23 protein-coding genes and 2 tRNA genes are annotated in these 24526 nt (G+C 55.1%); 5 read left to right on the top strand and 20 right to left on the bottom strand.

Annotation, left to right across the window (positions count from 1 at the left end; genetic code table 11):
• Positions 1 to 10: 10 nt before the first annotated feature.
• The 9 genes from nuoF to PHA01_RS04960 all read right to left on the bottom strand — a co-directional run bounded on the left by nuoF (position 11) and on the right by PHA01_RS04960 (position 8272).
• Positions 11 to 1312, bottom strand: a complete 1302-nt coding sequence (nuoF, locus tag PHA01_RS05000) for an NADH-quinone oxidoreductase subunit NuoF (protein ID WP_210002372.1) — start codon at positions 1310 to 1312, stop codon at positions 11 to 13.
• 64 nt (positions 1313 to 1376) lie between these two features.
• Positions 1377 to 2546, bottom strand: a complete 1170-nt coding sequence (locus PHA01_RS04995; protein WP_271893739.1) for an NADH-quinone oxidoreductase subunit E — start codon at positions 2544 to 2546, stop codon at positions 1377 to 1379.
• Positions 2546 to 3736 carry an NADH-quinone oxidoreductase subunit D gene (locus PHA01_RS04990; RefSeq protein ID WP_271893738.1) on the bottom strand — a complete coding sequence of 397 codons (1191 nt, stop codon included), beginning with the start codon at positions 3734 to 3736 and terminating at the stop codon, positions 2546 to 2548. Before PHA01_RS04990 ends, PHA01_RS04995 begins: the two co-directional genes overlap by 1 nt.
• A gap of 42 nt (positions 3737 to 3778) precedes the next feature.
• The gene (locus PHA01_RS04985) at positions 3779 to 4387 is read right to left on the bottom strand and encodes an NADH-quinone oxidoreductase subunit C (RefSeq protein ID WP_271893736.1); all 609 of its coding nucleotides are present in this window, start codon (positions 4385 to 4387) and stop codon (positions 3779 to 3781) included.
• A 9-nt stretch (positions 4388 to 4396) separates the two neighbouring features.
• The gene (locus tag PHA01_RS04980) at positions 4397 to 4978 is read right to left on the bottom strand and encodes a NuoB/complex I 20 kDa subunit family protein (protein WP_112530888.1); all 582 of its coding nucleotides are present in this window, start codon (positions 4976 to 4978) and stop codon (positions 4397 to 4399) included.
• Complete coding sequence (locus tag PHA01_RS04975; protein ID WP_112530887.1) at positions 4969 to 5334, bottom strand: NADH-quinone oxidoreductase subunit A; 366 nt, start codon at positions 5332 to 5334, stop codon at positions 4969 to 4971. The genes PHA01_RS04980 and PHA01_RS04975 overlap by 10 nt, the downstream gene beginning before the upstream one ends.
• A 407-nt stretch (positions 5335 to 5741) precedes the next feature.
• Entirely contained in the window at positions 5742 to 6953 is a 1212-nt protein-coding gene (locus PHA01_RS04970) for an MFS transporter (RefSeq protein WP_271893734.1), read from the bottom strand.
• A gap of 336 nt (positions 6954 to 7289) precedes the next feature.
• A complete protein-coding gene (locus PHA01_RS04965) occupies positions 7290 to 7676 on the bottom strand; it encodes a hypothetical protein (RefSeq protein WP_271893732.1) in 387 nt (128 codons plus the stop codon).
• 158 nt (positions 7677 to 7834) lie between these two features.
• Positions 7835 to 8272, bottom strand: coding sequence for an SRPBCC family protein (locus PHA01_RS04960; protein ID WP_224505940.1), 438 nt, complete (start codon positions 8270 to 8272; stop codon positions 7835 to 7837).
• 122 nt (positions 8273 to 8394) lie between these two features.
• On the opposite strand from PHA01_RS04960, the gene PHA01_RS04955 reads away from it, so the two are divergent.
• On the top strand, positions 8395 to 9465 hold the full coding sequence (locus PHA01_RS04955) for an adenylate/guanylate cyclase domain-containing protein (RefSeq protein ID WP_271893730.1): 1071 nt from the start codon (positions 8395 to 8397) through the stop codon (positions 9463 to 9465).
• A 322-nt stretch (positions 9466 to 9787) separates the two neighbouring features.
• Here the strand turns inward: PHA01_RS04955 and PHA01_RS04950 are convergent, their stop codons facing one another.
• On the bottom strand, positions 9788 to 11791 hold the full coding sequence (locus PHA01_RS04950; protein ID WP_271893938.1) for an ABC transporter ATP-binding protein/permease: 2004 nt from the start codon (positions 11789 to 11791) through the stop codon (positions 9788 to 9790).
• A 378-nt stretch (positions 11792 to 12169) separates the two neighbouring features.
• Between PHA01_RS04950 and PHA01_RS04945 the strand changes: the two genes are divergently transcribed.
• The gene (locus PHA01_RS04945; protein WP_271893729.1) at positions 12170 to 12457 is read left to right on the top strand and encodes a DUF1236 domain-containing protein; all 288 of its coding nucleotides are present in this window, start codon (positions 12170 to 12172) and stop codon (positions 12455 to 12457) included.
• Between the two features lie 399 nt (positions 12458 to 12856).
• Entirely contained in the window at positions 12857 to 13204 is a 348-nt protein-coding gene (locus tag PHA01_RS04940; RefSeq protein WP_271893728.1) for a hypothetical protein, read from the top strand.
• Positions 13205 to 13273: 69 nt separating this feature from the next.
• Here PHA01_RS04940 and PHA01_RS04935 read toward each other — a convergent pair.
• Positions 13274 to 13350, bottom strand: a tRNA-Asp gene (locus tag PHA01_RS04935).
• 190 nt (positions 13351 to 13540) lie between these two features.
• On the opposite strand from PHA01_RS04935, the gene PHA01_RS04930 reads away from it, so the two are divergent.
• Positions 13541 to 13616: transfer RNA gene (locus PHA01_RS04930), tRNA-Val, on the top strand.
• A 146-nt stretch (positions 13617 to 13762) separates the two neighbouring features.
• On the opposite strand, the gene lon is transcribed toward PHA01_RS04930, so the two are convergent.
• The 9 genes from lon to PHA01_RS04890 form a co-directional block, all read right to left on the bottom strand.
• A complete protein-coding gene (gene lon / locus PHA01_RS04925) occupies positions 13763 to 16183 on the bottom strand; it encodes an endopeptidase La (protein ID WP_271893725.1) in 2421 nt (806 codons plus the stop codon).
• 334 nt (positions 16184 to 16517) lie between these two features.
• A complete protein-coding gene (gene clpX, locus PHA01_RS04920) occupies positions 16518 to 17792 on the bottom strand; it encodes an ATP-dependent Clp protease ATP-binding subunit ClpX (RefSeq protein ID WP_008120789.1) in 1275 nt (424 codons plus the stop codon).
• A 139-nt stretch (positions 17793 to 17931) separates the two neighbouring features.
• Positions 17932 to 18102 (bottom strand): ClpX C4-type zinc finger protein, encoded by a 171-nt coding sequence (locus tag PHA01_RS29325; RefSeq protein WP_417020916.1) that lies wholly within the window; start codon positions 18100 to 18102, stop codon positions 17932 to 17934.
• A 222-nt stretch (positions 18103 to 18324) separates the two neighbouring features.
• Positions 18325 to 18954: an ATP-dependent Clp protease proteolytic subunit gene (locus PHA01_RS04915; protein WP_271893723.1), complete on the bottom strand. Its 630-nt coding sequence runs from the start codon at positions 18952 to 18954 to the stop codon at positions 18325 to 18327.
• A 645-nt stretch (positions 18955 to 19599) separates the two neighbouring features.
• Complete coding sequence (locus PHA01_RS04910; protein ID WP_271893721.1) at positions 19600 to 20733, bottom strand: hypothetical protein; 1134 nt, start codon at positions 20731 to 20733, stop codon at positions 19600 to 19602.
• Between the two features lie 147 nt (positions 20734 to 20880).
• Complete coding sequence (locus PHA01_RS04905) at positions 20881 to 21225, bottom strand: cupin domain-containing protein (protein ID WP_271893720.1); 345 nt, start codon at positions 21223 to 21225, stop codon at positions 20881 to 20883.
• A 4-nt stretch (positions 21226 to 21229) separates the two neighbouring features.
• A complete protein-coding gene (locus tag PHA01_RS04900) occupies positions 21230 to 22516 on the bottom strand; it encodes an O-acetylhomoserine aminocarboxypropyltransferase (protein ID WP_271893718.1) in 1287 nt (428 codons plus the stop codon).
• 263 nt (positions 22517 to 22779) lie between these two features.
• Positions 22780 to 23217 carry a CoA-binding protein gene (locus tag PHA01_RS04895; RefSeq protein WP_271893716.1) on the bottom strand — a complete coding sequence of 146 codons (438 nt, stop codon included), beginning with the start codon at positions 23215 to 23217 and terminating at the stop codon, positions 22780 to 22782.
• A gap of 24 nt (positions 23218 to 23241) precedes the next feature.
• A complete protein-coding gene (locus PHA01_RS04890) occupies positions 23242 to 23790 on the bottom strand; it encodes a hypothetical protein (protein WP_271893715.1) in 549 nt (182 codons plus the stop codon).
• Between the two features lie 270 nt (positions 23791 to 24060).
• Between PHA01_RS04890 and PHA01_RS04885 the strand changes: the two genes are divergently transcribed.
• A complete protein-coding gene (locus PHA01_RS04885) occupies positions 24061 to 24501 on the top strand; it encodes a PaaI family thioesterase (protein WP_271893714.1) in 441 nt (146 codons plus the stop codon).
• Positions 24502 to 24526: the final 25 nt, after the last annotated feature.

Below are 24526 nucleotides of genomic sequence, written 5' to 3'. Positions count from 1 at the left end.
CGTCCTTCACCTATTCCGCAGCGACAAGCACTGGGCTCGCGGCAGCGTTGCGTGAAAATTCATCGATTCGGCGTTCGATCTCCGGACGGAAATTACGGATGAGACCTTGGATGGGCCATGCAGCAGCATCACCAAGAGCGCAGATCGTGTGACCTTCGATCTGCTTTGTAACATCAAGCAGCATGTCGATTTCACGTTTCTGAGCATTGCCCGTAACCATGCGTTCCATCACGCGCCACATCCAGCCAGTCCCTTCACGGCATGGCGTGCACTGGCCACAGCTTTCATGCTTGAAGAAGTAGGACAGGCGCGCAATCGCGCGGACAATATCGGTCGATTTATCCATGACGATGACAGCGGCTGTACCGAACGACGATTTGACGTTGCGCAGTCCGTCGAAATCCATCGGGCAGTCCATGATATCTGCCGCCGTTACCACGGGGCAGGATGCACCGCCTGGAATAACGGCCAGCAGATTGTCCCAGCCGCCTCGAATGCCGCCCGCATGCTTCTCGATCAGCTCACGGAAGGGAATGCCCATGGCTTCTTCCACTGTGCAGGGATTGTTGACGTGTCCGGACACCATGAACAGCTTGGTACCGACATTGTTCGGACGACCAATGCTGGAGAACCATGCTGCACCGCGACGCAGGATCGTCGGCGCCACAGCAATGGACTCGACATTGTTTACTGTGGTCGGGCAGCCATAAAGACCCATATTGGCCGGGAAAGGAGGCTTCAGGCGAGGCTGACCCTTCTTGCCTTCCAGGCTTTCGAGCAGCGCTGTTTCCTCGCCGCAAATATAAGCGCCAGCGCCATGATGGACGAAAATATCGTAGTCCCAGCCATTCTTGTTGTTCTTACCAATAAGACCCGCATCGTAGCATTCGTCGATAGCGATCTGCAGCGCTTCACGCTCGCGGATATATTCGCCGCGGACGTAAATATAACAAGTGTTTGCGCCCATGGCGAAACCGGCAATAAGGCAGCCTTCGATCAGCGTATGAGGATCGTGCCGCATAATATCGCGGTCTTTACAGGTGCCTGGCTCGGATTCGTCGGCATTGATGACGAGATAGTGCGGACGGCCGTCGCTTTCCTTCGGCATGAACGACCATTTCAGACCGGTCGGAAAGCCGGCGCCACCGCGCCCGCGCAGGCCCGAGGCCTTCATCTCGTTGATGATCCAGTCACGGCCTTTGGCAATAATGCCCGCAGTGCCATCCCAGTGGCCGCGCGACATCACGCCCTTCAACGACTTGTCGTGAATACCGTAAATATTATTGAAGATGCGGTCCTTATCAGCAAGCATTTCGCACCGGTCCTACTCTCTTCGTCCATTCTTGCGGATGCGAAATCTGCATCCACCAATCCATTTATCTCGGCTTCTTGCCGAAAACCTTGATGTACTCGGCTTCGCCGCCCTTGGCCAAGGCCTTGGCTTGCTTGACCCAATCGTCTCGCTCGATGCGGCCGCCGAACTTCATATAGCTGTCGACCCAGTCGCGCTCGGCTTTCTTCCACGCCGCAACCTGCGCGAACGTATAGATGCCAAGCTCGTGCAAGAGGATTTCGAACTTCGGACCGACGCCGGAGATCATCTTGAGATCATCGACTAGCGCAGGTTTTTCGATACCGGCAGGACGATCCTTGTCTTCCAGCGAAACCAGCTTCACCGGAGCCTTGATCGTCTGCACTGCAGGCTTTTCACCCAGTGAGCCTTCAGCCAATGGGGGATTCTTGATTGTCCGCGCGACAGGTGCTGCAGCAGCAGCTGGCTTTGAAGTCGCCTCTTCCGCTGCCTTGGTCGTCTTTACCTTGGAAGGTGATTTGATCGCGGCATTGGTTACTTCATCATGCGTAACAGGTTTACCAGCATTTGACGGCGGCACACTTGCCTTGTCCGAATTGGCAGCTTTCGCACGCTTGGGTTTTTCATCGCCATTAAGCGAAGTCAGGCCAGTCTGCGGTGCAGAGAAAATACGCTTGATTTGCGGCCCGACTGGTATGGAATCGCCCTTCCCGGCATCGAACGCATCGATGATTTCCTCGAGCCGTTCGGGCGTCAGATCCTCGTAAGTATCCTTGAATACCATAATCATCGGGGCGTTGACGCAGGCGCCGAGGCATTCGACCTCTTCCCAGGACAGGGTGCCGGATTCGTTCAGCTGAAACTGGTCATGATGGATCTTGTGCTGGCAGACCTTTTTAAGATCTTCCGAGCCACGCAACATGCAGGGCGTCGTGCCACATACCTGGATATGCGCGCGGGTGCCCACTGGCTTCAACTGGAACTGCGTATAGAACGTCGCAACTTCGAGGACACGGATCAGGGGCATATCGAGCATGGTCGCGACATGTTCAATCGCCGCCTTGGTAACCCAGCCGTCCTGTTCCTGCGCGCGCATCAACAGCGGAATGACTGCCGACTGTTCACGGCCTTTTGGATATTTCTTGATTGCAAGCTTTGCCCAAGCGCTGTTTTCGCGATTAAACGCGAACGCTGCTGGTTGGACGTTATCTTCTGCGAGACGGCGGACGGACATTAACGATCAACCTCACCAAATACGATATCGAGCGAGCCGAGGACGGCGGAAACGTCGGCTAGCATGTGGCCACGGCACATGAAATCCATTGCCTGAAGATGGGCAAAACCCGGCGCGCGTAGTTTGACGCGATAAGGCTTGTTGGAACCATCCGAAACGAGGAATACGCCGAACTCGCCCTTAGGCGCTTCGACAGCGGCATACACTTCACCTGCAGGCACGTGATAGCCTTCTGTGTAGAGCTTGAAGTGATGGATCAGGGATTCCATCGAGCGCTTCATTTCGCTGCGTTTTGGCGGCACGATCTTGGCGGAGGTATTGGAAACGGGTCCTACCCGCTCCTTGCCAAGCAACTGCTCTACGCATTGGCGCATGATGCGAACGGACTGGCGCATCTCTTCCATGCGGATCAGATAGCGATCATAGCAATCGCCATTCTTGCCGATCGGAATGTCGAATTCCATTTCCGAGTAGCACTCATAGGGCTGCGACTTGCGCAAATCCCATGCAGCACCGGAACCACGAACCATAACGCCGGAGAAGCCCCAAGCCCAAGCATCGTCCAGCTTCACGACGCCAATATCGACGTTACGCTGTTTGAAAATGCGGTTCGGAGTAATCAGATCATCGAGATTCTTGACCGTCTGCAGGAATGGATCACACCATTTGCCGATGTCCTCGATCAGCTGATCCGGCAGGTCCTGATGAACGCCGCCCGGACGGAAATAAGCTGCGTGCATACGAGCGCCACAAGCACGCTCATAAAATACCATCAGCTTCTCGCGTTCCTCGAAGCCCCACAGCGGTGGCGTCAGCGCGCCAACGTCTAGGGCCTGCGTCGTCACGTTCAAAAGATGCGACAGGATGCGCCCGATTTCCGAAAACAGAACCCGTATGAGCTGGCCGCGCTTTGGCACTTCAATCACGAGCAGGCGCTCGACCGCTAGCGCATAAGCGTGCTCCTGGTTCATCGGCGCGACATAGTCGAGGCGGTCAAGATAGGGCACGGCTTGCAGATAAGTCTTGGCTTCCATCAACTTTTCGGTGCCGCGATGGAGCAAGCCGATATGTGGATCAACGCGCTCGACCACCTCACCATCCAGTTCAAGCACAAGCCGCAAAACGCCATGTGCGGCCGGATGTTGTGGGCCGAAGTTGATGTTGAAGTTGCGGACGCTGTGTTCAGTCATGGGTAAATTCCCGGTGTGATGCGTCTAATGTAATCGGCACGTTCAATTTGTCTTCGCCTTCTCATCGCCCGGGAGCACATAGTCGGTGCCTTCCCAAGGGGACTGGAAGTCAAAATTGCGAAACTCCTGCCTCAGTTCGACCGGTTCATAGACGACGCGTTTGACCTCATCGTCATAACGAACCTCAACGAAGCCGGTAAGCGGAAAGTCTTTACGCAACGGATGACCTTCGAAACCATAATCCGTGAGGATACGGCGAAGGTCCGGGTGACCCGAGAACAACACGCCGTAAAGATCGTAGGTCTCACGCTCGTACCAGTCCGCACCCAGATAAACCGGCGTCGCCGATGGTACTGGCGTATCCTCGTCGGTCGCTACCTTGACGCGTATGCGCAAGTTCTGACGCGGCGAAAGCAGGTGATAGACGACATCGAACCGCGCGGCGCGCGACGGATAGTCGACGCCACTGATGTCGATCAGCGAGATGAACTGGCACTGGGCATCATCACGCAGGAAAGTCAGTGTCGCGATGAGTTCGCTGACCTCGACCTCAACAGTCAGTTCACCATAGGCAAGCTCGACCGATTTGAGGGAGAGGCCTGCCCTGTCTTTGAGATAGTTGCCAAGTTCACTCAATGCTTCTTCAGCCATCGCCGTGTCCTATCGCTCTATCGTGCCGGTGCGGCGAATTTTCTTTTGCAACATCAACACGCCATACAGAAGCGCTTCTGCAGTAGGCGGGCAACCGGGCACGTAGATGTCGACGGGAACGACACGATCGCAGCCCCGCACCACAGAATACGAATAGTGGTAGTAGCCACCGCCATTGGCGCAAGAACCCATCGAAATCACATAACGCGGCTCGGGCATCTGGTCATAGACCTTGCGCAAAGCCGGTGCCATCTTGTTGGTCAGCGTGCCGGCAACGATCATCACGTCCGATTGGCGCGGTGAAGCGCGCGGTGCAAAACCAAAACGCTCAGCATCATAGCGTGGCATGGAGGTGTGCATCATTTCAACGGCGCAGCATGCGAGGCCAAAAGTCATCCACATCAGCGATCCAGTACGCGCCCAGGTAACCAGTGCATCCGCCGAGGTGACGAGAAACCCTTTGTCGGCGAGCTCATTGTTGATCTCGCCGAAGAATGCATCGTCGGAACCAACCGGCTTGCCGGTGTTCGGATCAAGAATACCCTTTGGTTGTGGTGCTACGAGGGTAGTGTTGCTGTCGGTCAATCCCATTCCAGCGCTCCCTTTTTCCACTCATAAATAAAGCCGATCGTCAGGACACCCAAAAAGGCCATCATCGACCAGAAACCGAACCAGCCAATCTTGCCGAAGGAGATCGCCCACGGGAACAGGAAGGCCACTTCCAGGTCGAAGATAATGAACAAGATCGAAACGAGATAAAAGCGTACGTCGAACTTCATACGAGCGTCGTCGAAGGCGTTAAAGCCGCACTCATAGGCTGACAATTTCTCGGGATCCGGCGCACTGTATGCGACCAGAAAAGGCGCAACCAACAGTGCCAGACCGATTACCAGCGCTACCCCGATAAAGATAACGATGGGCAGGTAGGAACTTAACAACTCGTTCATGATCCGTCTTTTTCCGCCTTGTGAACTCAGGCTGACAAGAATGCCATGTTATGCACATGACTGCCACAAATACGCGACAGATCACACCATTCTTGAAGAGGGTGCGATAGGGCGAGGGTTAGCGCGTTAGTGCCATGCGCGCAAGTGCAACAAAAATCGTGACAACGCCTGTATATTGACTTCATCGGTTACCTGATTTGTCTGCAAACTACCAAAATACGGCGTTTTCTCCCATATTACGCCTCAAAAGCGCGTCGATTTGCTCTTTAGAACGATATTAATCTGCAGCGGCCGTGCAGAGACCTGCGACACGAGCCTCTGACTGCGACATTCGGTCCTACAAACGATTTAGGTAGAGAATTGTGCGCCTTTCAGCGTCATTCGTTTTGGTTGAGCAAAGCCCCTCATCAGAGACCAGCGAGCGGCTCGAGGCTGAGCCTTTGCCGTTCATCGGAGTCGAGCCTGGCTTGGTTCGCCTTGCGGTCCAGAGCCCATGATCCAACAGCAACCAGGACGGCAATCACGGCGAGCGCTGATCCAACAAAAGGCAGGTTCTGATAGGACACGCCCCAAGTCAGCGCAGCCCCGCCAATCCACGCGCCCGACGCATTGCCAACGTTGAACGCTCCCTGATTGAGCGTTGCCGCCAGATTTGGCGCTTCTTCAGCCGTCTCGACCACCCGCATTTGCAGTGGCGGAACGATGATGAAGGTCAGGACACCCCAAATGAAGATAACAACGATTGCAGCTATGGGGTTGCCGCTGACTTCGGCAAAAATTGCGTGGATGAACATGAGCGCGACGAGCGTGCCAATTACAGTCGGCATAAGCTTCCAATCGGCAAGTTTTCCGCCGACGATGTTGCCAACCGTCATACCTGCGCCAAAGAGCAGGAGCACCCACGTGACCGCAGATGTCGAAATTCCTGAAACATCAGTCAGGATCGGCTTTATATAGGTGAACACGGCAAAGAGGCCTGCGGATGCCAATGCCGAAATAAGCATGGCCAGCCAGACCTGCAATTTCCCGAGCACCTTGATTTCACTTATAAAGCCCCCACCCTTCTGGTCTTCCTTGGTCGCGGGGACAAGTAGAACGATGGCTATTACAGCAGCAATACCGATCGCCACCACCGCGTAGAAGGTTGCGCGCCAACCATAAATCTCCCCCAGCGCAGTTCCTGCCGGCACGCCGAGGATATTGGCAAGCGTCAAGCCTGCAAACATCAATGCAATAGCGCTTGCCCGCTTATGGCGGGGGACAAGATTTGCAGCCACCACCGAACCGATTCCAAAGAAGGCACCATGGCCGAACGCGGTTACCACTCGTGCAATCATGAGCATCCAGTAATTGGGCGCAATCGCACAGAAGAGATTGCCGACGACAAACAGCACTGCCAATCCGATCAACACGGATTTACGCGGCAGCGCTGCCGTGGCGATCGCTATGATCGGGGCCCCGATAACAACGCCGAGCGCGTATCCGGTAACCAACAGGCCTGCACTTGGAATGGACACACCGAGATCGGCCGCTACTTCCGGTAGCAAGCCCATGATCACGAACTCGGTTGTACCGATACAGAATGAAGCTATGGCAAGGGCAAGAATCGGTAGGGGCATGAGGCAACCGCGCGCGTCTGGAGGAAGGACGATGCTGCATACAGTTGAAATGTTTCACAAATGATTTTTGTGCAACGCAGCAATGCATTTACGCGGGTTCTAGCTGATCGGATATGAAATGCGTTTTAGTTTTGATCTTAGCAAAATCCTCATTCTTCAGATGGACACTCATGCTAATCTAACAGCCAGGTGCTCCATGACCCCTTACTTGCTACCATGCCTAGTGTCGTTCTGCCTGACGTATGTGTTGCTTTATCTCGTGAGCACATACGGTAATTCGCTGTCCGGCAAAAACGGCAAAAGGTGAACCATTATGGGCGCAAAAGTGCTGCGATCTTATGGTTTTGATCCGCAATATTCCATAAGCGCGCGCTTATTCTGCAACTCTGCATTCATGATGCCTTCAAAAGCGCGGATGTGCCGATCAACTACCCTCTGCGGTAGCGATGTCTCTTCGAGCGATTGCTGATAGCTGCGATATACCAAACTCTTCGGAAACAGGTGATCGCCGCACATTTCGTACGAACCACGAGCCAGGGCAGCGTAAGCGATGTAGTCGGCATTCCTACGCGTGATGCCGTCTGCAACCATCTCCCGGATGTGAACTTCGAACTTTTCCTTAAACAGGATTTCAGCGTAGCTTCCAGCATGAGCAACGCCGGAAAGGGCGACCAGCGCGCCAATTCCAAACACCGCATGTCGTAGTTTAATAATTGTTGCCATTGATCGCTCCCTTCCAGTCAGGCCGAGCTCGCAAGTGCGTCTGCCACATATAATATCACTGCATGGCAATTACATGGAAAAAACCGTCATCGACGGAGAGACCGCCAGCAAGCTTGGAGCTTCTTTGGCCAGCTTCTATTTGACCGGATTTGTAGCCCTCATGCCTCGGGAGATGTATCGGGTCCTGGGTCGCCGCCAGCCGCTGCTACGGCCAGTCTGCGCAAATAATGATTCCAGCCCTTTTCGTGGCTGGCCCGTTCCTTCTCGTCTGGCAGTCCGCCATGGGTGAACCGCACCAGTGTGCCCCCATCCTTCTCGATGAGGTCGATCTCAATCAGGCCTGATCCCGGAGGCACATTCTCGTGGTCTTCCCAACCGAAGCTATAGGCCAGACGGTGGACCGGAATCACCTCCGTGAAATGACCGCGGGCAGTGTGAGTATCGTTCATGCTAAGGAGATAAATGCCGCCGGGATGTGGCTCGACCGTCGCCTTGGTGCCCATCCAGCGCAATATTTTATCGGGATCGGTCAGGAAGGCGAAGACCGTTGCTTGTGGGGCTGCAATCTCAATCTCACTGTGAAACGTCTCGGTCATCGGCGAGTCCTCCCGGTGCGGCTCGATGTCATTTCAACTTTGGCGCAATGTAAGGCAATCGAGATTTCGCGCAAGAAACAAAAGCCCGTGACAGGTGCCTGACGTGGCTGCATGATGGCACTATGCAACTGCCGTCCGCTCTTTCCTTTCTAATTGACGAAGCGATTGACGTGCCCAACGGCGACGCCTTCCTGACTGCGCTCACCGCACGGCTCATAGCCGACGGTGTGCCGTTGTCCGGTGGTGCGCTCACCCAAGCCGCGCCGCATCCGGTCATTGAGCGGCGCACCTGGCTGTGGCGCGCCGATACAGGAAGAGTGATTGAAGCGCTGGCTTTGGCGAGGCCTGCCGATCTTGAGCATACCCATGTCGCCCGCAACTGGCTGGCCGGCATTGGCACCGGTGCTGTGCACGAGGATTTCGCCGGCGGTCCGTCAGACGGCGCCGTGCTTGCCTGGATCGGCACTCGGCCATTCAGCGCTTCCGAATCGGAATTGTTGCGGCAGGTTGCGCGCTTTGCCGCTGCACCGCTTGCCTTGCTGGCAGCGCGTTCGACACTGGCCGCACTGCTAACGACCTACCTGGGTCGGCGCAGCGCGGCGCAGGTACTGGCCGGCCGTTTGCGGCGCGAGCCCGGTGAGACCATACGGGCAGCCCTGCTTTTTGCCGACCTTCGCGGCTTCACCGAGTTGTCGGAGTCGACAGAGCCGCAGGAGGTAATCGCCGCTCTCGACGCCTGGTTCGACCGCATCGCCGGTGCCGTCCACGCCTTCGGCGGCGAAGTACTAAAATTCATTGGCGACGGCGTGCTGGCGATATTTCCGATCGGGGAGCGCGACGCTCCCGCTGCATGCGACGCGGCATTGCGCGCAGTCGCCGCTGCCCGCGTCGGGATGGACCACCTCCATCGCACCCGCGCTGCACAAGGCGCGCAGCCTCTGTCGTTTGGTATGGCGCTGCATCTCGGCGAGATGCTTTGGGGCAATATTGGCACTGCCGATCGGCTGGATTTCACAGCAATCGGCCCCGCAGTGAATCTCGTGAGCCGACTGGAGGGCCTGTGCCGGCCGCTTGGCCGCACGGTATTGCTCTCCGGCACCTTTGCGGCGGAAACGACGCAGTCACTGATCCCGCTCGGCGAGCACAGGCTGCGCGGCATCGCTGCCCCGTGCGCTGTGTTTACGTTGCAATAATCAGCGGTTCCCAAAGGGAATTATCTACTTGAAATCACTGAGGGAAAAGTGGCGCGAGTGACGGGGCTCGAACCCGCGACCTCCGGCGTGACAGGCCGATAGACTGCCCTTTTAAATCAACAAACGTTTCAAATTTCCGCGAGCAATAACGTGCGCAAAAGCGTCATAAGTTGAAACACGTTTTTGTCTGCCTTAACGGCGGGTACTGGAGCAGCCGCTGTTGTACTGATCGAGGAGCGCATGAAATTGTCGATGCTGGCAGGAGTGACCTGATGCGCACATTCGCGGCCTTGTCTTGGCAGGAGGCAATTCTCGCAGCCGTCTATGATCCGGCTGTGGACATTGGTTGCGCCGGTCTCTTTCGCTGTCTCAAAAGGCGCACAAGCAAGCTCCGTCTGCTTTTGCGCTTGCCAAGATCGATATCGCTCACAAGCTTTGCGCCGCCCTTGCGCCGCTCCAATGTGATCTTGCGGGTATGGAAGGCCTCCAGCTCGGCTCGATGCGCTACGCTTATGAGGGTGACCTCGGGCAATTCGTGGATGAGCATCTCCATCATCCTTTCCTGACTTTTCTCATCAAGTGCGGAGGTCGCTTCATCCAGCACGATGATATCGGGAGCGTGCAACAGGAGGCGCGCGAACGCGAGCCGCTGCTTTTCGCCACCCGACAAGGTCTGGTCCCATGGTGCATCTTCCTCGATCTTGTCGTTCAGGTAATCGAGTCCCACCTTGCCGAGGGCCGCGTTGATTTTTTCCAACGTCCAGTTATCGGCGGCGGCGGGATAGGCGACCGCACGGCGAAGCGTCCCGGAGGGTATATAAGGCCGCTGCGGTAACATGAACAGCCGTTTGTCGGCGTGGAAATTGACACTGCCGTCACCCCACGGCCATAGACCTGCGACGGCCCGCACCAGCGTGCTCTTGCCTGAACCGGATTCGCCAGCCACGAGCACCCGCTCGCCAGGTTCGACTACGACCTCGGTTTCCTTGACGACGGCGGTGCCGTCGTCAAGCGACACGGAGAGATTGTTTAAGCTGAGCACCGCGTCGCCTTTGGTTTCGCCGCGCCTGATGCGTCCAAAGGCATCGCTCTGTTCCGCGCGCTCGAGCCCGTCGAGCGACATCATCAGCGAGGCGATGCGCCGTGCACAGGCGTTCCAATCGGCGAGACGGGGGTAGTTGTCGACCAGCCATCCGAACGCGCCCTGCACGATGGCAAAGGCGGAGGCAGCCTGCATTACCTGCCCAAGTGTCATGCTGCCTTCAAGAAATTTCGGAGCGCAAAGCAAAACCGGCACGACCGGCGCAAATAGGCTCGACCCCTGCGACACCAGCGCTGTGCGCATGTGCTGGCCTGTAAGAAGCGCCCATCGCCCGAGTACGTTGGCGAACGTTTTGTCGATGCCGCTACGCTCCTCCTCCTCGCCGCCGAGCAATGCAATACTCTCGCCGTTTTCCCGCACGCGCGTCAGCGTGTAGCGAAATTCGGCTTCCGCCTGATTTTTTTCCTCGGAGAGGTGGACGAAATGGCGGCCAATAACCGCCATCGAGGCGGACGTGATCGCGGCATAGAGTACCGCAGTGATAACGAGGAAACCGGGAACAGTGACCGTCGAACCTGCGATCGTCAGGGTGAGTGCCCCGCCGATAGTCCACAGCACCATGATGAACGTCGAGGCCGCCAGAAATGCGGAGATGACACCAGCGATGAAATCGACGGGCGATTCGGTGGCAATCCGCAAATCCTCCGCGATGCGGGCTTCAGGGTTTGTGTGGTCGCCGCCGACGAGGTTCAACTGATAGTAACGGCCGTTTGCGAGCCATCGCGCGATAACTGCGGTCGTCAGCCAAGAACGCCAGCGGCGCTGAATCGTCATGCGAAGGAAAACTTGTGCAACGACAAGGCTGCCGCTTCCGAGCACGAGCGGCACGAAAACGGCACTCAGGAAATAGACTGTGCTGGCATTGCGTTGCTCAATTGCGTCAAAAATTGCGCGGTTCCACACATTGATCCCATACTGGAACCCGACATTGATACATATCAGGATCAAAAGCCCGATGGAGCACAGCCAGGCCAGCCTGTCGCCACCGCGGCCCCAGTAACCGCGCGCGCTGATCCAAAAACGCCTCAGCAAGTATCTCTTGCGCGCCTGCTCGGCCTCCTCAGGTGTCAGTTCTGGATCCGGATCGATGAAATCCGGCGGCGCGCCCTGGTCATCGACCTCAGACTCGACTTCGACAGTCGATACCTTTTCCTGGCGCGACTTTTTGGCGTCACGTGGTTTTGCCCTATCGATCGATTTCGGCTTGATTTTGGCCCCGGACATAAAGGCAATAACGGCTTGAAGAACAAAAAGTTTCATGATGTCCGCTCCATATCCAGCTGCCAACTGCCAAGGTTTTTCTTCCGTTCCAGTGTTGCAACAGCCGCCAAGGCCACGGGAAACATTGTCGTTGTCCGGCTTTGCTGTGTGTCGCTCTAGGTCTCCCACGTGGACGGCAAAGCTGACAGGCAAACGCGATCGCAGGTGCGCCGTTCCGGTATCAGGCTTCAGTCTGATTTGGGTCGGTTCAGGATCGGACGAAAGTCTGATGCAGCAACGGCAAAGGTCTGAAATCCGTTGGCAAATTGCCACCGGTGGAACAAAGCTGGGGACCACAAGTTGTGGCAGCCGAAGGGAACGGTTCCACAAGGAAGAGTAATCATGAAACGAATCTTGCTTGCCACAGCCGTGATGTTTGCAGTGTCTGGTGGCGTCTACGCGCAGGATGCAGTTGTGGTTGAGGTTCCACAGCCGGCCCGCGAATATGTGATCGCGCATCCGACCGATCCTGTTATCATAGAGGGCGACGCCGCAATTGGAACCGCGGTGCCGGAGGACGTCAAACTGGTGCCGATCCCCGATAGTCCGGACTACGGCTACGTCTATGTGGATAAGCAACCGGTTATCGTGTCGATGAAGGATCGCAAGATCGTCTACATGTCGAACTGAGTTGGCCGTCAGAGAGTGTTCTGATGGCGGAATGGCTGATCCCCCTATGCATCAGCCGTGGCTTGGCCGCATGATCTCTGGAGAGGGGCGGCCAAGCCACAATAAACAAGACGCGCCATTGGAGCGGGGAGCGGCGCCTCATGGACTTATAACCCCGCCTTTGACCTTGGACGGCGGGCCGGAGCTACACTCGGTTCGGCCGTCTTCTCTTTGCTACAACTCCATCCTCATAGGACCCGAAAGCGGCGGACGGCCGCCTATAATTGCCTTGGGTGAGCGCGGGAAACGTGATTCTTTGTTTTCCCGCCAACACGCCTCTAATTGTCAATAAGGCGTCGCACTGAGGCCAAGCTGCTTTGATCCGCAAGCCGAGCACTTCAATCTGGGCGCGAGGTCCTTGTGCATGGCGCTGGGTCCGCGCGGCATAACCCGCTTCCCTATCAGAACAGCAGCCTGATCGACGACTTTGCTGACATTCGTCGATTGGTGTTTGGTAGAGAAGAAAAATGCCGGTTAATGGATATGCGCCGAACAGGTGCGGTTGAAGCGATCTCCGGTGGCGGCAGCGTCGAATCGATTGCTGCAAAAATGGGTAACAGCATCGATCAGAACGAAACGCTGCAGAAAACCTACATGCCAGTCAATCTGCCGGCTGCGCGCGCAGCTGATGCATCCCGTAAAATCGGGCGTCGGGCTATCGCATCGGAACAGAACGAGATCAAAAAGTTGAAACTGGTGGCGAAATGACAGTTGAAACTTTCAACGACAACGTTTTCCCCAAAGGGAATTATCTACTTGAAATCACTGAGGGAAAAGTGGCGCGAGTGACGGGGCTCGAACCCGCGACCTCCGGCGTGACAGGCCGGCACTCTAACCAACTGAGCTACACCCGCGCACTTTCGTACCGTACTATTTGTACGGCGTGAGCGGTCGTTTAAGGGGTTCGCGGGGGTGTGTCAAGCACAACTGGAGAGGAAAGATGCGATTGTGAAAAACTCATCCGACAAATCATAAAAGTGTCGCATCCCCTCTTGCCAATATCAGCGGAAACGCATAAACGCTCCGGAACGCACCCTTTGCGAAGGGCGATTAGCTCAGTTGGTAGAGCGCTTCGTTTACACCGAAGATGTCGGGAGTTCGAGTCTCTCATCGCCCACCATTCCCTCATCAATGTACATTTTGATATCCAACGCGCAGGCTCGCCGCCATAGCATTGTGCCGCGTGCGCGCGTCGCGGACCGCGTCGTTGGTTACGAATCAAAAAGGCCGGGCAATTTCTTGTCCGGCCTTATCTTTCAATGCTGTTTAATGAGCGATCTGAGCGCCGGCTTCATCCTCGACGACCGCAGATGGCACGTGGGCCGGTTCAGTCCATTCGATAGGCTCCGGCTGGCGTACCAGTGCGTGCTTGAGCACTTCATTGGCGTGACTGACTGGAATGATCTCAAGGCCGTTCTTCACATTGTCCGGAATCTCCACCAGATCCTTGGCGTTTTCTTCCGGGATCAGAACCGTCTTGATGCCACCACGCAGCGCGGCGAGCAGCTTCTCCTTGAGGCCACCAATGGGCAGGACCCTGCCCCGCAACGTGATCTCGCCGGTCATGGCGATATCCTTGCGGACCGGAATGCCTGTCAGTATCGAGACGATGGCTGTAACCATCGCAACGCCGGCCGATGGGCCATCCTTGGGCGTCGCACCTTCCGGCACGTGCACGTGGATGTCGCGACGATCGAACAACGGCGGCTCAACGCCGAAATCGATGGCACGCGAGCGGACATAGGATGCCGCTGCCGAGATCGATTCCTTCATCACGTCGCGCAGATTGCCTGTTACCGTCATGCGACCCTTACCGGGCATCATGACGCCTTCAATGGTCAGCAATTCGCCGCCCACTTCGGTCCAGGCTAGGCCTGTGACAACGCCAACCTGGTCTTCGCCATCGATCTGTCCAAATCGGAACTTCTCAACCCCGAGATATTCATCGATGTTTGCATCCGTGACCTTCACCGACTTCTTCTGTGTCTTCATGATTTCGGTGACTGCTTTGCGGGCCAGCTTCATCAATTCGCGCTCAAGGTTACGAACACCGGCCTCTCGCGTATAATTGCGAATGATGGCGCGGATCGCGTCTTCGGAGACAGAGAACTCCTTCGGCTGCAATGCATGATCGCGGATGGCCTTGGGCAACAAGTGCCGCTTGGCGATTTCCAGCTTCTCATCTTCTGTGTAACCGGCAATACGGATGATCTCCATGCGGTCCATCAAGGGACTTGGGATATTCAGCGTATTGGCTGTCGTCACGAACATCACATTCGAGAGGTCATACTCGACCTCGAGATAGTGATCCATGAACGTGGAGTTCTGTTCCGGATCGAGCACCTCCAGCAAAGCTGATGACGGATCGCCGCGGAAGTCCTGGCCCATCTTGTCGATCTCGTCGAGCAGGAAGAGCGGATTTGACTTCTTCGCCTTCTTCATCGACTGGATGACCTTGCCGGGCATCGAACCGATATAGGTACGGCGATGACCGCGGATCTCGGCCTCGTCACGCACGCCTCCAAGCGACATGCGAATGTATTCGCGGCCGGTAGCCTTGGCGATCGAACGGGCGAGCGACGTCTTGCCAACGCCGGGAGGACCAACGAGGCAGAGGATTGGACCTTTGATCTTGGTCGAACGAGCCTGCACCGCCAGATATTCGACAATGCGATCCTTGACCTTGTCCAGGCCATAGTGCTCGGTATCCAGAACTTCGTCAGCGAGGTTCAGATCGTTCTTGATCTTCGACTTTTTGCCCCACGGAATGGACAACAGCCAGTCGAGATAGTTGCGAACGACCGTCGCCTCGGCGGACATCGGGCTCATCTGACGCAGCTTCTTCAGCTCCGCATTGGCTTTTTCGCGCGCTTCCTTCGACAGTTTCGTCTTCTTGATGCGGTCTTCCAATTCGGCGGACTCGTCGCGGCCATCTTCGCCATCGCCAAGTTCCTTCTGGATCGCCTTCATCTGCTCGTTCAGATAATATTCGCGCTGCGTCTTCTCCATCTGGCGCTTGACGCGCGAGCGGATACGCTTTTCGACCTGAAGAACGGAGATCTCCGACTCCATGAAGGACATGGCCTTCTCCAACCGTGCACGCACGGAAAGGATCGACAACATATCCTGCTTTTCAGGAATCTTGATCGCAAGATGCGACGCGACTGTATCGGCCAGCTTCGAATAGTCCTCGATCTGTCCGGCGGCGCCGACAACTTCAGGCGAAATCTTCTTGTTCAGTTTTACATAGTTTTCAAAATCCGACACGACCGACCGAGCAAGAGCCTCGATCTCGACCGGATCTTCTTCCGGTTCTGTAAGCGTTACGGCAGAGGCTTCGTGATAATCTTCGCGTTCACTGAAACTGGTGATCTCAGCGCGGGCGATACCTTCAACCAATACCTTGACCGTACCGTCTGGCAATTTCAACAATTGCAGGACGTTGGCAATAGTGCCGACCGTATAGATCGCGTCAGCCTGTGGATCGTCGTCCGCAGCGTTCTTCTGTGTGGCAAGCAGGATTTGCTTGTCGACGCCCATAACTTCCTCAAGCGCGCGAATGGATTTTTCGCGGCCAACGAAGAGTGGAACGATCATGTGGGGGAAGACAACAATATCGCGCAATGGCAGAACGGCATAAAGCCCGTTCTCGCCACCCGCCGGTGTCTTCTTGCTTGCAACCGTCATTTTATGTCCTTTCTCAGGCCATTCGGCCAGATCGCCACGCCCGGGTACCCTTTAAGCTGCATGGCCAAATCCAAAATCGAGATCCACTTTGGCGGCGCATGCATTGAGCGGCGTACTACCGTTTATGCAGCTTAACACTTACTTGGAGTGGAGGCCCGCTTGTTTCAAGCACCCACACCCCAAGCTCATTCACAGAATCGTAATCTATCCTGCGCTCACGACAGTCCGAGCGCAATCGCTCGCAAGGCCATGCACAGAATTCGACCCAAATACAAAACAGAAAAGCTCCGCGAGACGCGGAGCCTTGCCGTTAGACTGCTCTATTTCCGATAGCTTACGCGGAAACATTGCCTTTTTCTTCCTTGCGCTCGGCATAGATATACAGAGGCCTTGAGTTGCCTTCCACGACGTCACCGGAGATCACCACTTCCTGGACACCATCAAGCGTTGGCAACTCATACATCGTGTCGAGAAGGATCTTCTCCATGATCGATCGCAATCCCCGCGCACCGGTCTTTCGAGCAATTGCCCGCTTGGCAATGGCCTTCAGCGCATCCTCATGGAACGTCAACTCGACGTTTTCCATGTCGAACAAGCGCTGATACTGCTTAACCAGAGCGTTCTTGGGTTCGGACAGAATCTGCACCAACGCGACCTCATCGAGATCCTCAAGTGTCGCGATAACGGGCAGACGACCAACGAATTCGGGGATAAGACCGAACTTCAGCAGATCTTCAGGCTCAAGTTCGCGGAAGATCGCGCCAACGCGACGATCGTCCGGTGCCTTTACCGCAGCGCTGAAGCCAATGGAGGTCTTTTCACCACGGGCCGAGATGATCTTGTCGAGACCGGCAAACGCGCCACCACAGATGAACAGGATGTTCGTCGTGTCGACCTGCAAGAATTCCTGCTGCGGATGCTTGCGGCCACCTTGTGGCGGTACGGAAGCAACGGTGCCTTCCATGATCTTCAACAGCGCTTGCTGCACGCCCTCACCCGACACGTCGCGTGTAATGGAAGGGTTGTCCGATTTACGGCTGATCTTGTCGACTTCATCGATGTAGACGATGCCACGCTGCGCCCGCTCGACATTATAGTCCGCCGATTGCAACAGCTTCAGAATGATGTTCTCGACATCCTCGCCGACATAACCGGCTTCCGTCAGCGTCGTCGCGTCAGCCATCGTAAACGGCACGTCGATGATACGGGCAAGCGATTGTGCCAGATAGGTCTTGCCGCAACCGGTTGGCCCAACGAGAAGGATGTTGGACTTCGCGAGTTCGACTTCATTGTTTTTCGATGCGTGGGCCAACCGTTTATAGTGGTTGTGCACCGCGACGGAGAGAACACGCTTGGCATGGTTCTGACCGATGACATAATCATCGAGAACAGCCATGATTTCCTGCGGCGTCGGGACGCCTTCACGGGATTTCACCATCGAGGATTTATTTTCCTCGCGGATGATGTCCATGCACAATTCGACGCATTCATCGCAGATGAAAACAGTCGGGCCCGCAATCAACTTGCGAACTTCATGCTGACTCTTCCCGCAAAACGAGCAATATAGCGTATTCTTGGAATCGCCGCCGCCGTTGCTGACTTTGCTCATTGCAGTTTCCTTTCAGTATCGGCCCTGCTTTCCCGGGTCCGCCACTTCCTCCAGGTGGAAGTGATTAGTCGTTCGTAAATTAGGCTTCCTAGCTCAATAATGGCGCCACCTCAATTCCTGGCAAGCCTTCATCAGATTTTCACTTTGAGGAAGCATCCTCCTCACGAAGCATTCCTGCGAATACTTCGATGCACTCATTGCAAACAACGAAAGTCGGACCAGCGATCACCTTGCGAACGTCATGCTGACTTTTCCCGCAGACCCGGCAATAAAGCGTGTCTGATAAACTGCCTCGGTCGCCTCGGATCATTGGAATTTCGCTCACTACGGCTTCCTTTCATCAGCCCCACTCTATCAGATCCACCACTTGCTCAAGCTGGAGGTGAACAGTTATTCGTAGAATAGGCTTCTCTAACTGACCAATAGCTTAACGTAACGTCTGCTCCGCTCTATGCAAGCTGCATGTGTGGCAGAAAGTCCGCATCGGGGTCAAAAAAACTTCATTTTTGACCCCGATGGGCGATTTAGCCGGTTACTTACTGTCACCTTCGAGCACAGCACGCGATTCAAGCACCTTGTCGATCAGGCCGAACTCGAGTGATTCCTGCGCAGTCATGAAATGATCGCGATCGAGGGTACGTTCAATCGACTCGTAATCGCGGCCGGTATGTTTGACATAAATCTCGTTCAGGCGGCGCTTCATCTTGATGATATCCTGGGCATGACGCTCGATATCTGACGCCTGTCCCTGGAAGCCACCTGACGGCTGATGCAGCATAATGCGGGCGTTGGGAAGAACGAAACGCATGTCCTTCTCGCCCGCGGTCAGCAGCAGCGATCCCATGGATGCGGCCTGGCCGAAACACAGCGTCGACACGGCTGGACGGATGAACTGCATGGTGTCGTAGATTGCCATGCCGGAGGTGACGACACCGCCCGGCGAGTTGATATACATGTTGATTTCTTTTTTCGGGTTCTCCGATTCAAGGAAAAGCAGCTGCGCGCAAACAAGCGTCGCCATGCCGTCCTCGATCGGCCCGGTTATAAAGATGATGCGTTCTTTCAGCAGGCGCGAAAATATATCATAGGCCCGCTCGCCCCGATTGGTCTGCTCGACGACCATTGGCACGAGATTCATAGCTGTTTCGATTGGGTCTCTCATCGGTGGGCCTCAGCGTTTTGGAGAATAAGGGGCTTAACCACCCCAGATTCGTGGAAGACTAACCGATACATAGGGCGTCGCCACCCGGTTTCGCAAGATGTTCAACACATGAACCTTGTCTGATCAAACTTCCGAACGTAGCACGGCGTTTTTAGCCATGTGTTTCGGAGGTGTATTTTGTTCATTTTCAATTGCAGAACGTTTGGTCGGTCAGCTTTAGTCTATATAACGCTAAGTAGCACATTAACGAATGCTAGCGCCCAGAACCTCCGCGTGCGGCGACCGGCAAGCAATCAATTCCTGGATGAAATGTGGTCCTCACTGTACGCCTGTTGGCAACCACCGGCAGGCAGCAACGGGATGTCCATAACGTTGCTATTTTCTTTGCGTCGCGATGGAACTTTGATTGGAAAACTGTGACGACCTATTCGAAATTGTCTGGCAATGATTTCAAGAAAAGAGTTTTTGTTGCGTCAGTCATCAAGGCATGGACAAAGTCGTTCCTCTGCCACTAACCGATAGTATGGGAGGGGCGATTGCTGGACGACCTTTGGCCCTTTTATTCACGTCCGCCAGCGAAAGCTGACGCTTAGCTTACAACCTGATCACATATTCTTTGCGCGTGGTTTCAATCACTTCCCACATTTATCGCAGCAACTGTATCGCTTGCCCTGTGCCCTCGAACGGAATCGGACATTTACCTGTCCACCTTCGCAACACTGCTGAATTCGAACCGCTCGGAGCGAGGTAAAACCTGCCATCACCCAATTTAGCAAGACCGTAGGCTGCATCAGAGTCCATGCCGAAGATTCCGGTCTCCTTGTGGTAGCGTCCTAACACTGCCAGTGGCAGCAATTGACCTTCTTCCTCTTTTCCATTGACTTTGGGCTGACCGGAAATGACCCCCGCCGTGGGAACAGTATCGCCGTCGATGAGGAAGAGCTTATAGTTGGGAAACTTTGCCTTCTGACCCTGATAAACAGCCATGAACCAATAGTTCGCTGTTTCGTCATATTCGAGGTTCTGCACGCCGAATTCCGTATTTCCGGTATAGACGAAATACTTCCCGTCGACGCTTTCCGGTCCGCTCTTGTGCGGCGCCGATTGCTTTAGAGTCTGGGCGTAGTCAGCCCATTTCGTCACGTCATATTGCAACAGCACCTGATGATTGTTATCATCCCGATTTATATTGCTGTATATTCCATAGGCAACTGTAAGTACTATCTTTCGCGCGTCTTTCTGGTTGAATTCCGGCCCAAAGGCGACACCATCAATCCCACTGCATCCATAGCGGTGGTCGGGACTGTCGGCTTTATCAGAAAAATCTACGGGCACCTTGTTGTCCGGCGTCAAATCTGCAATGAAGTCCTTCACGACTTCTTTCAGATAAACAGCTTTCATGGCGCCGGAAGACTCAGCATTCATATTGAGTTTATCGATCAAACTTGTATCGAATATTGCAATATAGAAGGAATTTTTTGCCTTATACTCCAAAGATCCATAAATTTTCCCGTTATGGAAGGCTATATCGCCCAAATGGCCAGTCAGGCCGATCACGCTTCCTAGGATTTTACCTTCGAGGTCAGTCTTAACGAGCGCATTTGTAAATGAACGATAGATGACCTTGTTGGCGGCGTCGACCGCCAGACCCTGAAGGTGGCCGGCATTGGCGGGGAGTTTGCCGGGAGGAATCTCGGAAGGCCAATCTGCTGCTCTTGCAAAGGAGCCAGAAAAGAGGATGGCGAGAGAGAACAGTAATTTACAAATAATATAGCGCATAGTATCCCACAATAGCCAATATAACACAATATAAATGGTAACTTTTTATATCACAACACCAAACGTCTAAAATTTAAATACTTCAATTTTCCATACAATAATCACCCAATATATGGACAATATGAAGCCTGTATGACGGGTGCCAGATCAAAGCCTGATCACATATTCCTTGCGCGTCGTCTCAAGCACTTCCCAAGTTCCGCGGAAGCCGGGACGCAGTACGAAACTGTCGCCCGCCTCGACAGGACGTTTTTCGCCGCCCTCTTCGGTGATGATCGAACGCCCGGAAAGGATGTGGCAGAACTCCCATTCATCATAGGCGATGCGCCATTTGCCGGGGGTAGCCTCCCAAATTCCCGCATAGATATCGCCTTCGGCTTCCTCGCAATTCCAAGTGCGAAACTGTGGATCACCAGAAATTACGCGCTCTGGATTCGGCGCGCCATGTTCAGGATCGATATCGTCGAAATCTATTTTAACAAAACTTTTCATGGTGTTACCCTGTCTTTGCCAGCGCTTGTTCAAGATCGGCCATGATATCCGCAACGTTCTCGATGCCGATCGAAAGCCGCACCACATCGGGACCGACGCCTGCCGCGATCTTCTGATCGTCACTGAGTTGCCGGTGCGTCGTCGAGGCAGGGTGAATGACAAGCGATCTCGTATCGCCGATATTGGCAAGGTGCGAGAAGAGCTCAAGATGTTCGACGAATTTGACCCCGGCGTCATACCCACCCTTCAAACCGAACGTAAAAACCGAACCCGCACCCCTCGGCGAATACTTCTGCTGCAGCTCATAATAGGGATCGTCCGCCAATCCCGCATAGCTGACCCAATCCACTTTCTCCTGTTGTTTCAGCCACGTAGCGACTTCAAGCGCGTTGTCGCAATGGCGCTGCATGCGCAGCGGCAAGGTTTCAATGCCGGTCAGAAGCTGGAAGGCATTGAACGGAGAGAGCGCTGGCCCGAGATCACGCAGACCGAGCACGCGGCAGGCGATAGCAAAGGCGAAATTGCCGAATGTTTCGTGCAATACCACCCCATTATATTCGGGACGCGGCTGCGACAGCAGCGGGTAGTTTCCGGATTTCGACCAATCGAAAGTTCCGCAATCGACGATGATCCCACCCATGGAATTGCCATGGCCGCCGAGGAATTTCGTTGCAGAATGCGCAATGATATCAGCACCATAGTCGATCGGTCGGATCAAATATGGTGACGCCAGCGTGTTGTCAACGATCAGCGGGAGGCCATGCCGATGGGCGATTTCGGCGATGGCTTCGATGTCGGTGATGATGCCGCCGGGGTTGGCGATGCTCTCGACGAAGATGGCGCGAGTCCTGTTATCGATCTGCGCCTCGAATGCCGCGGGATCAGTCGCGTCTGCCCAACGCACCTGCCAGTCGAAGGACTTGAATGACTGGCCGAATTGGTTGATGGACCCGCCGTAGAGCTTGTCCGACGAGACAAAGTTATCCCCAGGCTGCATCAATGTATGGAATATCAGAAATTGTGCCGCGTGACCGGATGCAACTGCTAGCGCAGCAGTTCCACCTTCAAGTGCCGCGACACGTTCTTCGAGTACCGCATTGGTTGGATTGGTGATTCGGCTGTAGATATTGCCGAATGCCTTCAGTCCAAAAAGGGACGCAGCATGATCGGCGTCATCGAAGACGAACGCCGTTGTTTGATAGATCGGCGTCACCCGCGCGCCCGTTTCCGGGTCGGGCCTGGCGCCGGCGTGGACCGCCAATGTTTCGATTCCGGGGGCCCGATGCGCCATGTTTGTCCTCCTGTTGCCAACCTTCCTGCAAGGCTATGGGATTGCGACGCTGGGGCCAAGTGCGCATTTTCGCAACCAAGGACAATCTAATTACAGCCGGCGATTGAGTTTCTTATGCCGTTTTCGGGGTTTCGTGCATGGGAATCGGCACTTCTTGCATAAGAATCGCCTAAAAGCGTTCAACTCGTGCACCGGAACGGCACCCAGGCATTTCATTTTCAGTGCTCGACGAAAATGAACTGAGCGAACGGAAAATGCCCATCCTAGACGCGCATGCCGAGCCGGGGAATTTCGATGGCCGGGCACCTGTTCATGACCACCTGGATCCCGGCTGCTTCCGCGTTGCGCGCCGCAGCCTCATCCCAAACACCGAGCTGAGTCCAGATCACACGCGGCAGCGGTTCGAGCGCCAAGGCCTCATCGACCACACCCGGAACGGCAGACGAGTTGCGGAAGACATCCACCATGTCGATCGGCTCAGGAATGTCGGCGAGCCGTGCATAGACCTGTTGGCCAAGAATGGTCTTTCCCGCCTGTCCTGGATTGACGGGTATGACGTGATATCCTTGGCCGAGAAGAAATCTCATCACCGAAAAACTCGGCCGCATTTCGTTTGGCGAAGCGCCGGTCAAGGCGATGGTTTTTACCGAAGATAATATCTCGCGAATATAGTCGTCGGAATAATAGTCATGTTCCTGCATCGGCACGCATACCCTGTTTTCCGTTTATCCAGGCGGCGCCGCCCAAAGTTCATAGAATGGCTTTAGCGTGCGCAAATGCTTCTGAACAATCGCCATGTTCTCCGGCGTCGGTTTTGCATTTTCGACCTTGGCAAGCCCGGTTTTCAATCCAGCGATCATATCGGACTTTTCCTGATCGGAAAGATTTGGCATGGCGGGAATTGCGGCGATCGCTTTGTCCACTTCGGCACGCGGATCGGGGTTGGTCGCCCAGTGATAGGTCACCATGATCGTATTGGTTGTATCCACCCAGTCCGAGAAGCTGGCAAAACCATATTCTGCTGCTTTGACATCGAGGATAGCGGTTCGCTCCGCGGCCTCCCCCCTGCCGTCCACTTCACGTACTGTCGCGGCCACGGGTGCAAATCCGAAAAGGAAACGTTTGATCGTATCCTCCGTCAGAGGCACCGGCCGCTCCGGCAGACTGAATGTCTCAACAGCTTGTATCGGGGTTGTTGTCCTCTGTGTCGCGATAGTTCCCGCATAGGCAAGCGCGAAAACGCAGCATGCTGCGACCAATCCAGGCGGTTTCATAACGTCCTCCGTCTTGAAAAGACGATGCAGAAATAGGAGCGATTAGGGTCAGGATTCATTGATCTGGTCGAAATGGTAGAAGGCCATCCTGCGGACGCCGAAACGGCTGCAAGCTGCAGTGTCGAGCTGCTCGGCCGGGGGAAAGACCCCGCCCTTCCCAGCTCTCCTCGCATCTTTTTGCCGTTTCAGGCGCCATTTCGATCATATTAATGAATCCTGACCCTAGAATAACAGTTAAGTGTAAAGAAAAAACAGCGAGGGATGGATTTTATGGCTGTAGCGATGGACGTAGAGGCGTTGACTTCCTTTCTGGAACGCGAATTTCCACAGGTGAATGCGGAAGGAATGGCCTTCACGGTAACTGACGCCGGCGAAGGTTTTGCGTCCATGCGGCTCAATCCGTCAGACCGGCATTTGCGACCGGGTGGGACGGTCTCCGGGCCCACATTATTCGCGCTTGCCGATATCACCGCCTATGTGGCGATCCTCGCGCAGATCGGTCCGGTGGCCCTCGCCGTGACAACGAACCTCAATATCAATTTCCTGCGCAAACCGGAATCGGGACCTGTCGATGCCAAAGCCACAATCCTCAAACTCGGCAAGCGTCTGGCGATTGTCGAGATTTCCATGACAAGCGGTTCGACAAGCGAACTCGTGGCACACGCAACGTCGACCTATTCGATCCCGCCCCGCCCCGTACCTTCGCAATAAGCTACTCTTCACCAAACAACCTTGC

This window comes from Candidatus Phyllobacterium onerii (genome assembly GCF_028331445.1).
GTDB classification, from domain to species: domain Bacteria; phylum Pseudomonadota; class Alphaproteobacteria; order Rhizobiales; family Rhizobiaceae; genus Phyllobacterium; species Phyllobacterium onerii.
Note: the sequence above shows the minus strand (reverse complement) of the source record. Positions and strands in the feature narration are given on the sequence as shown.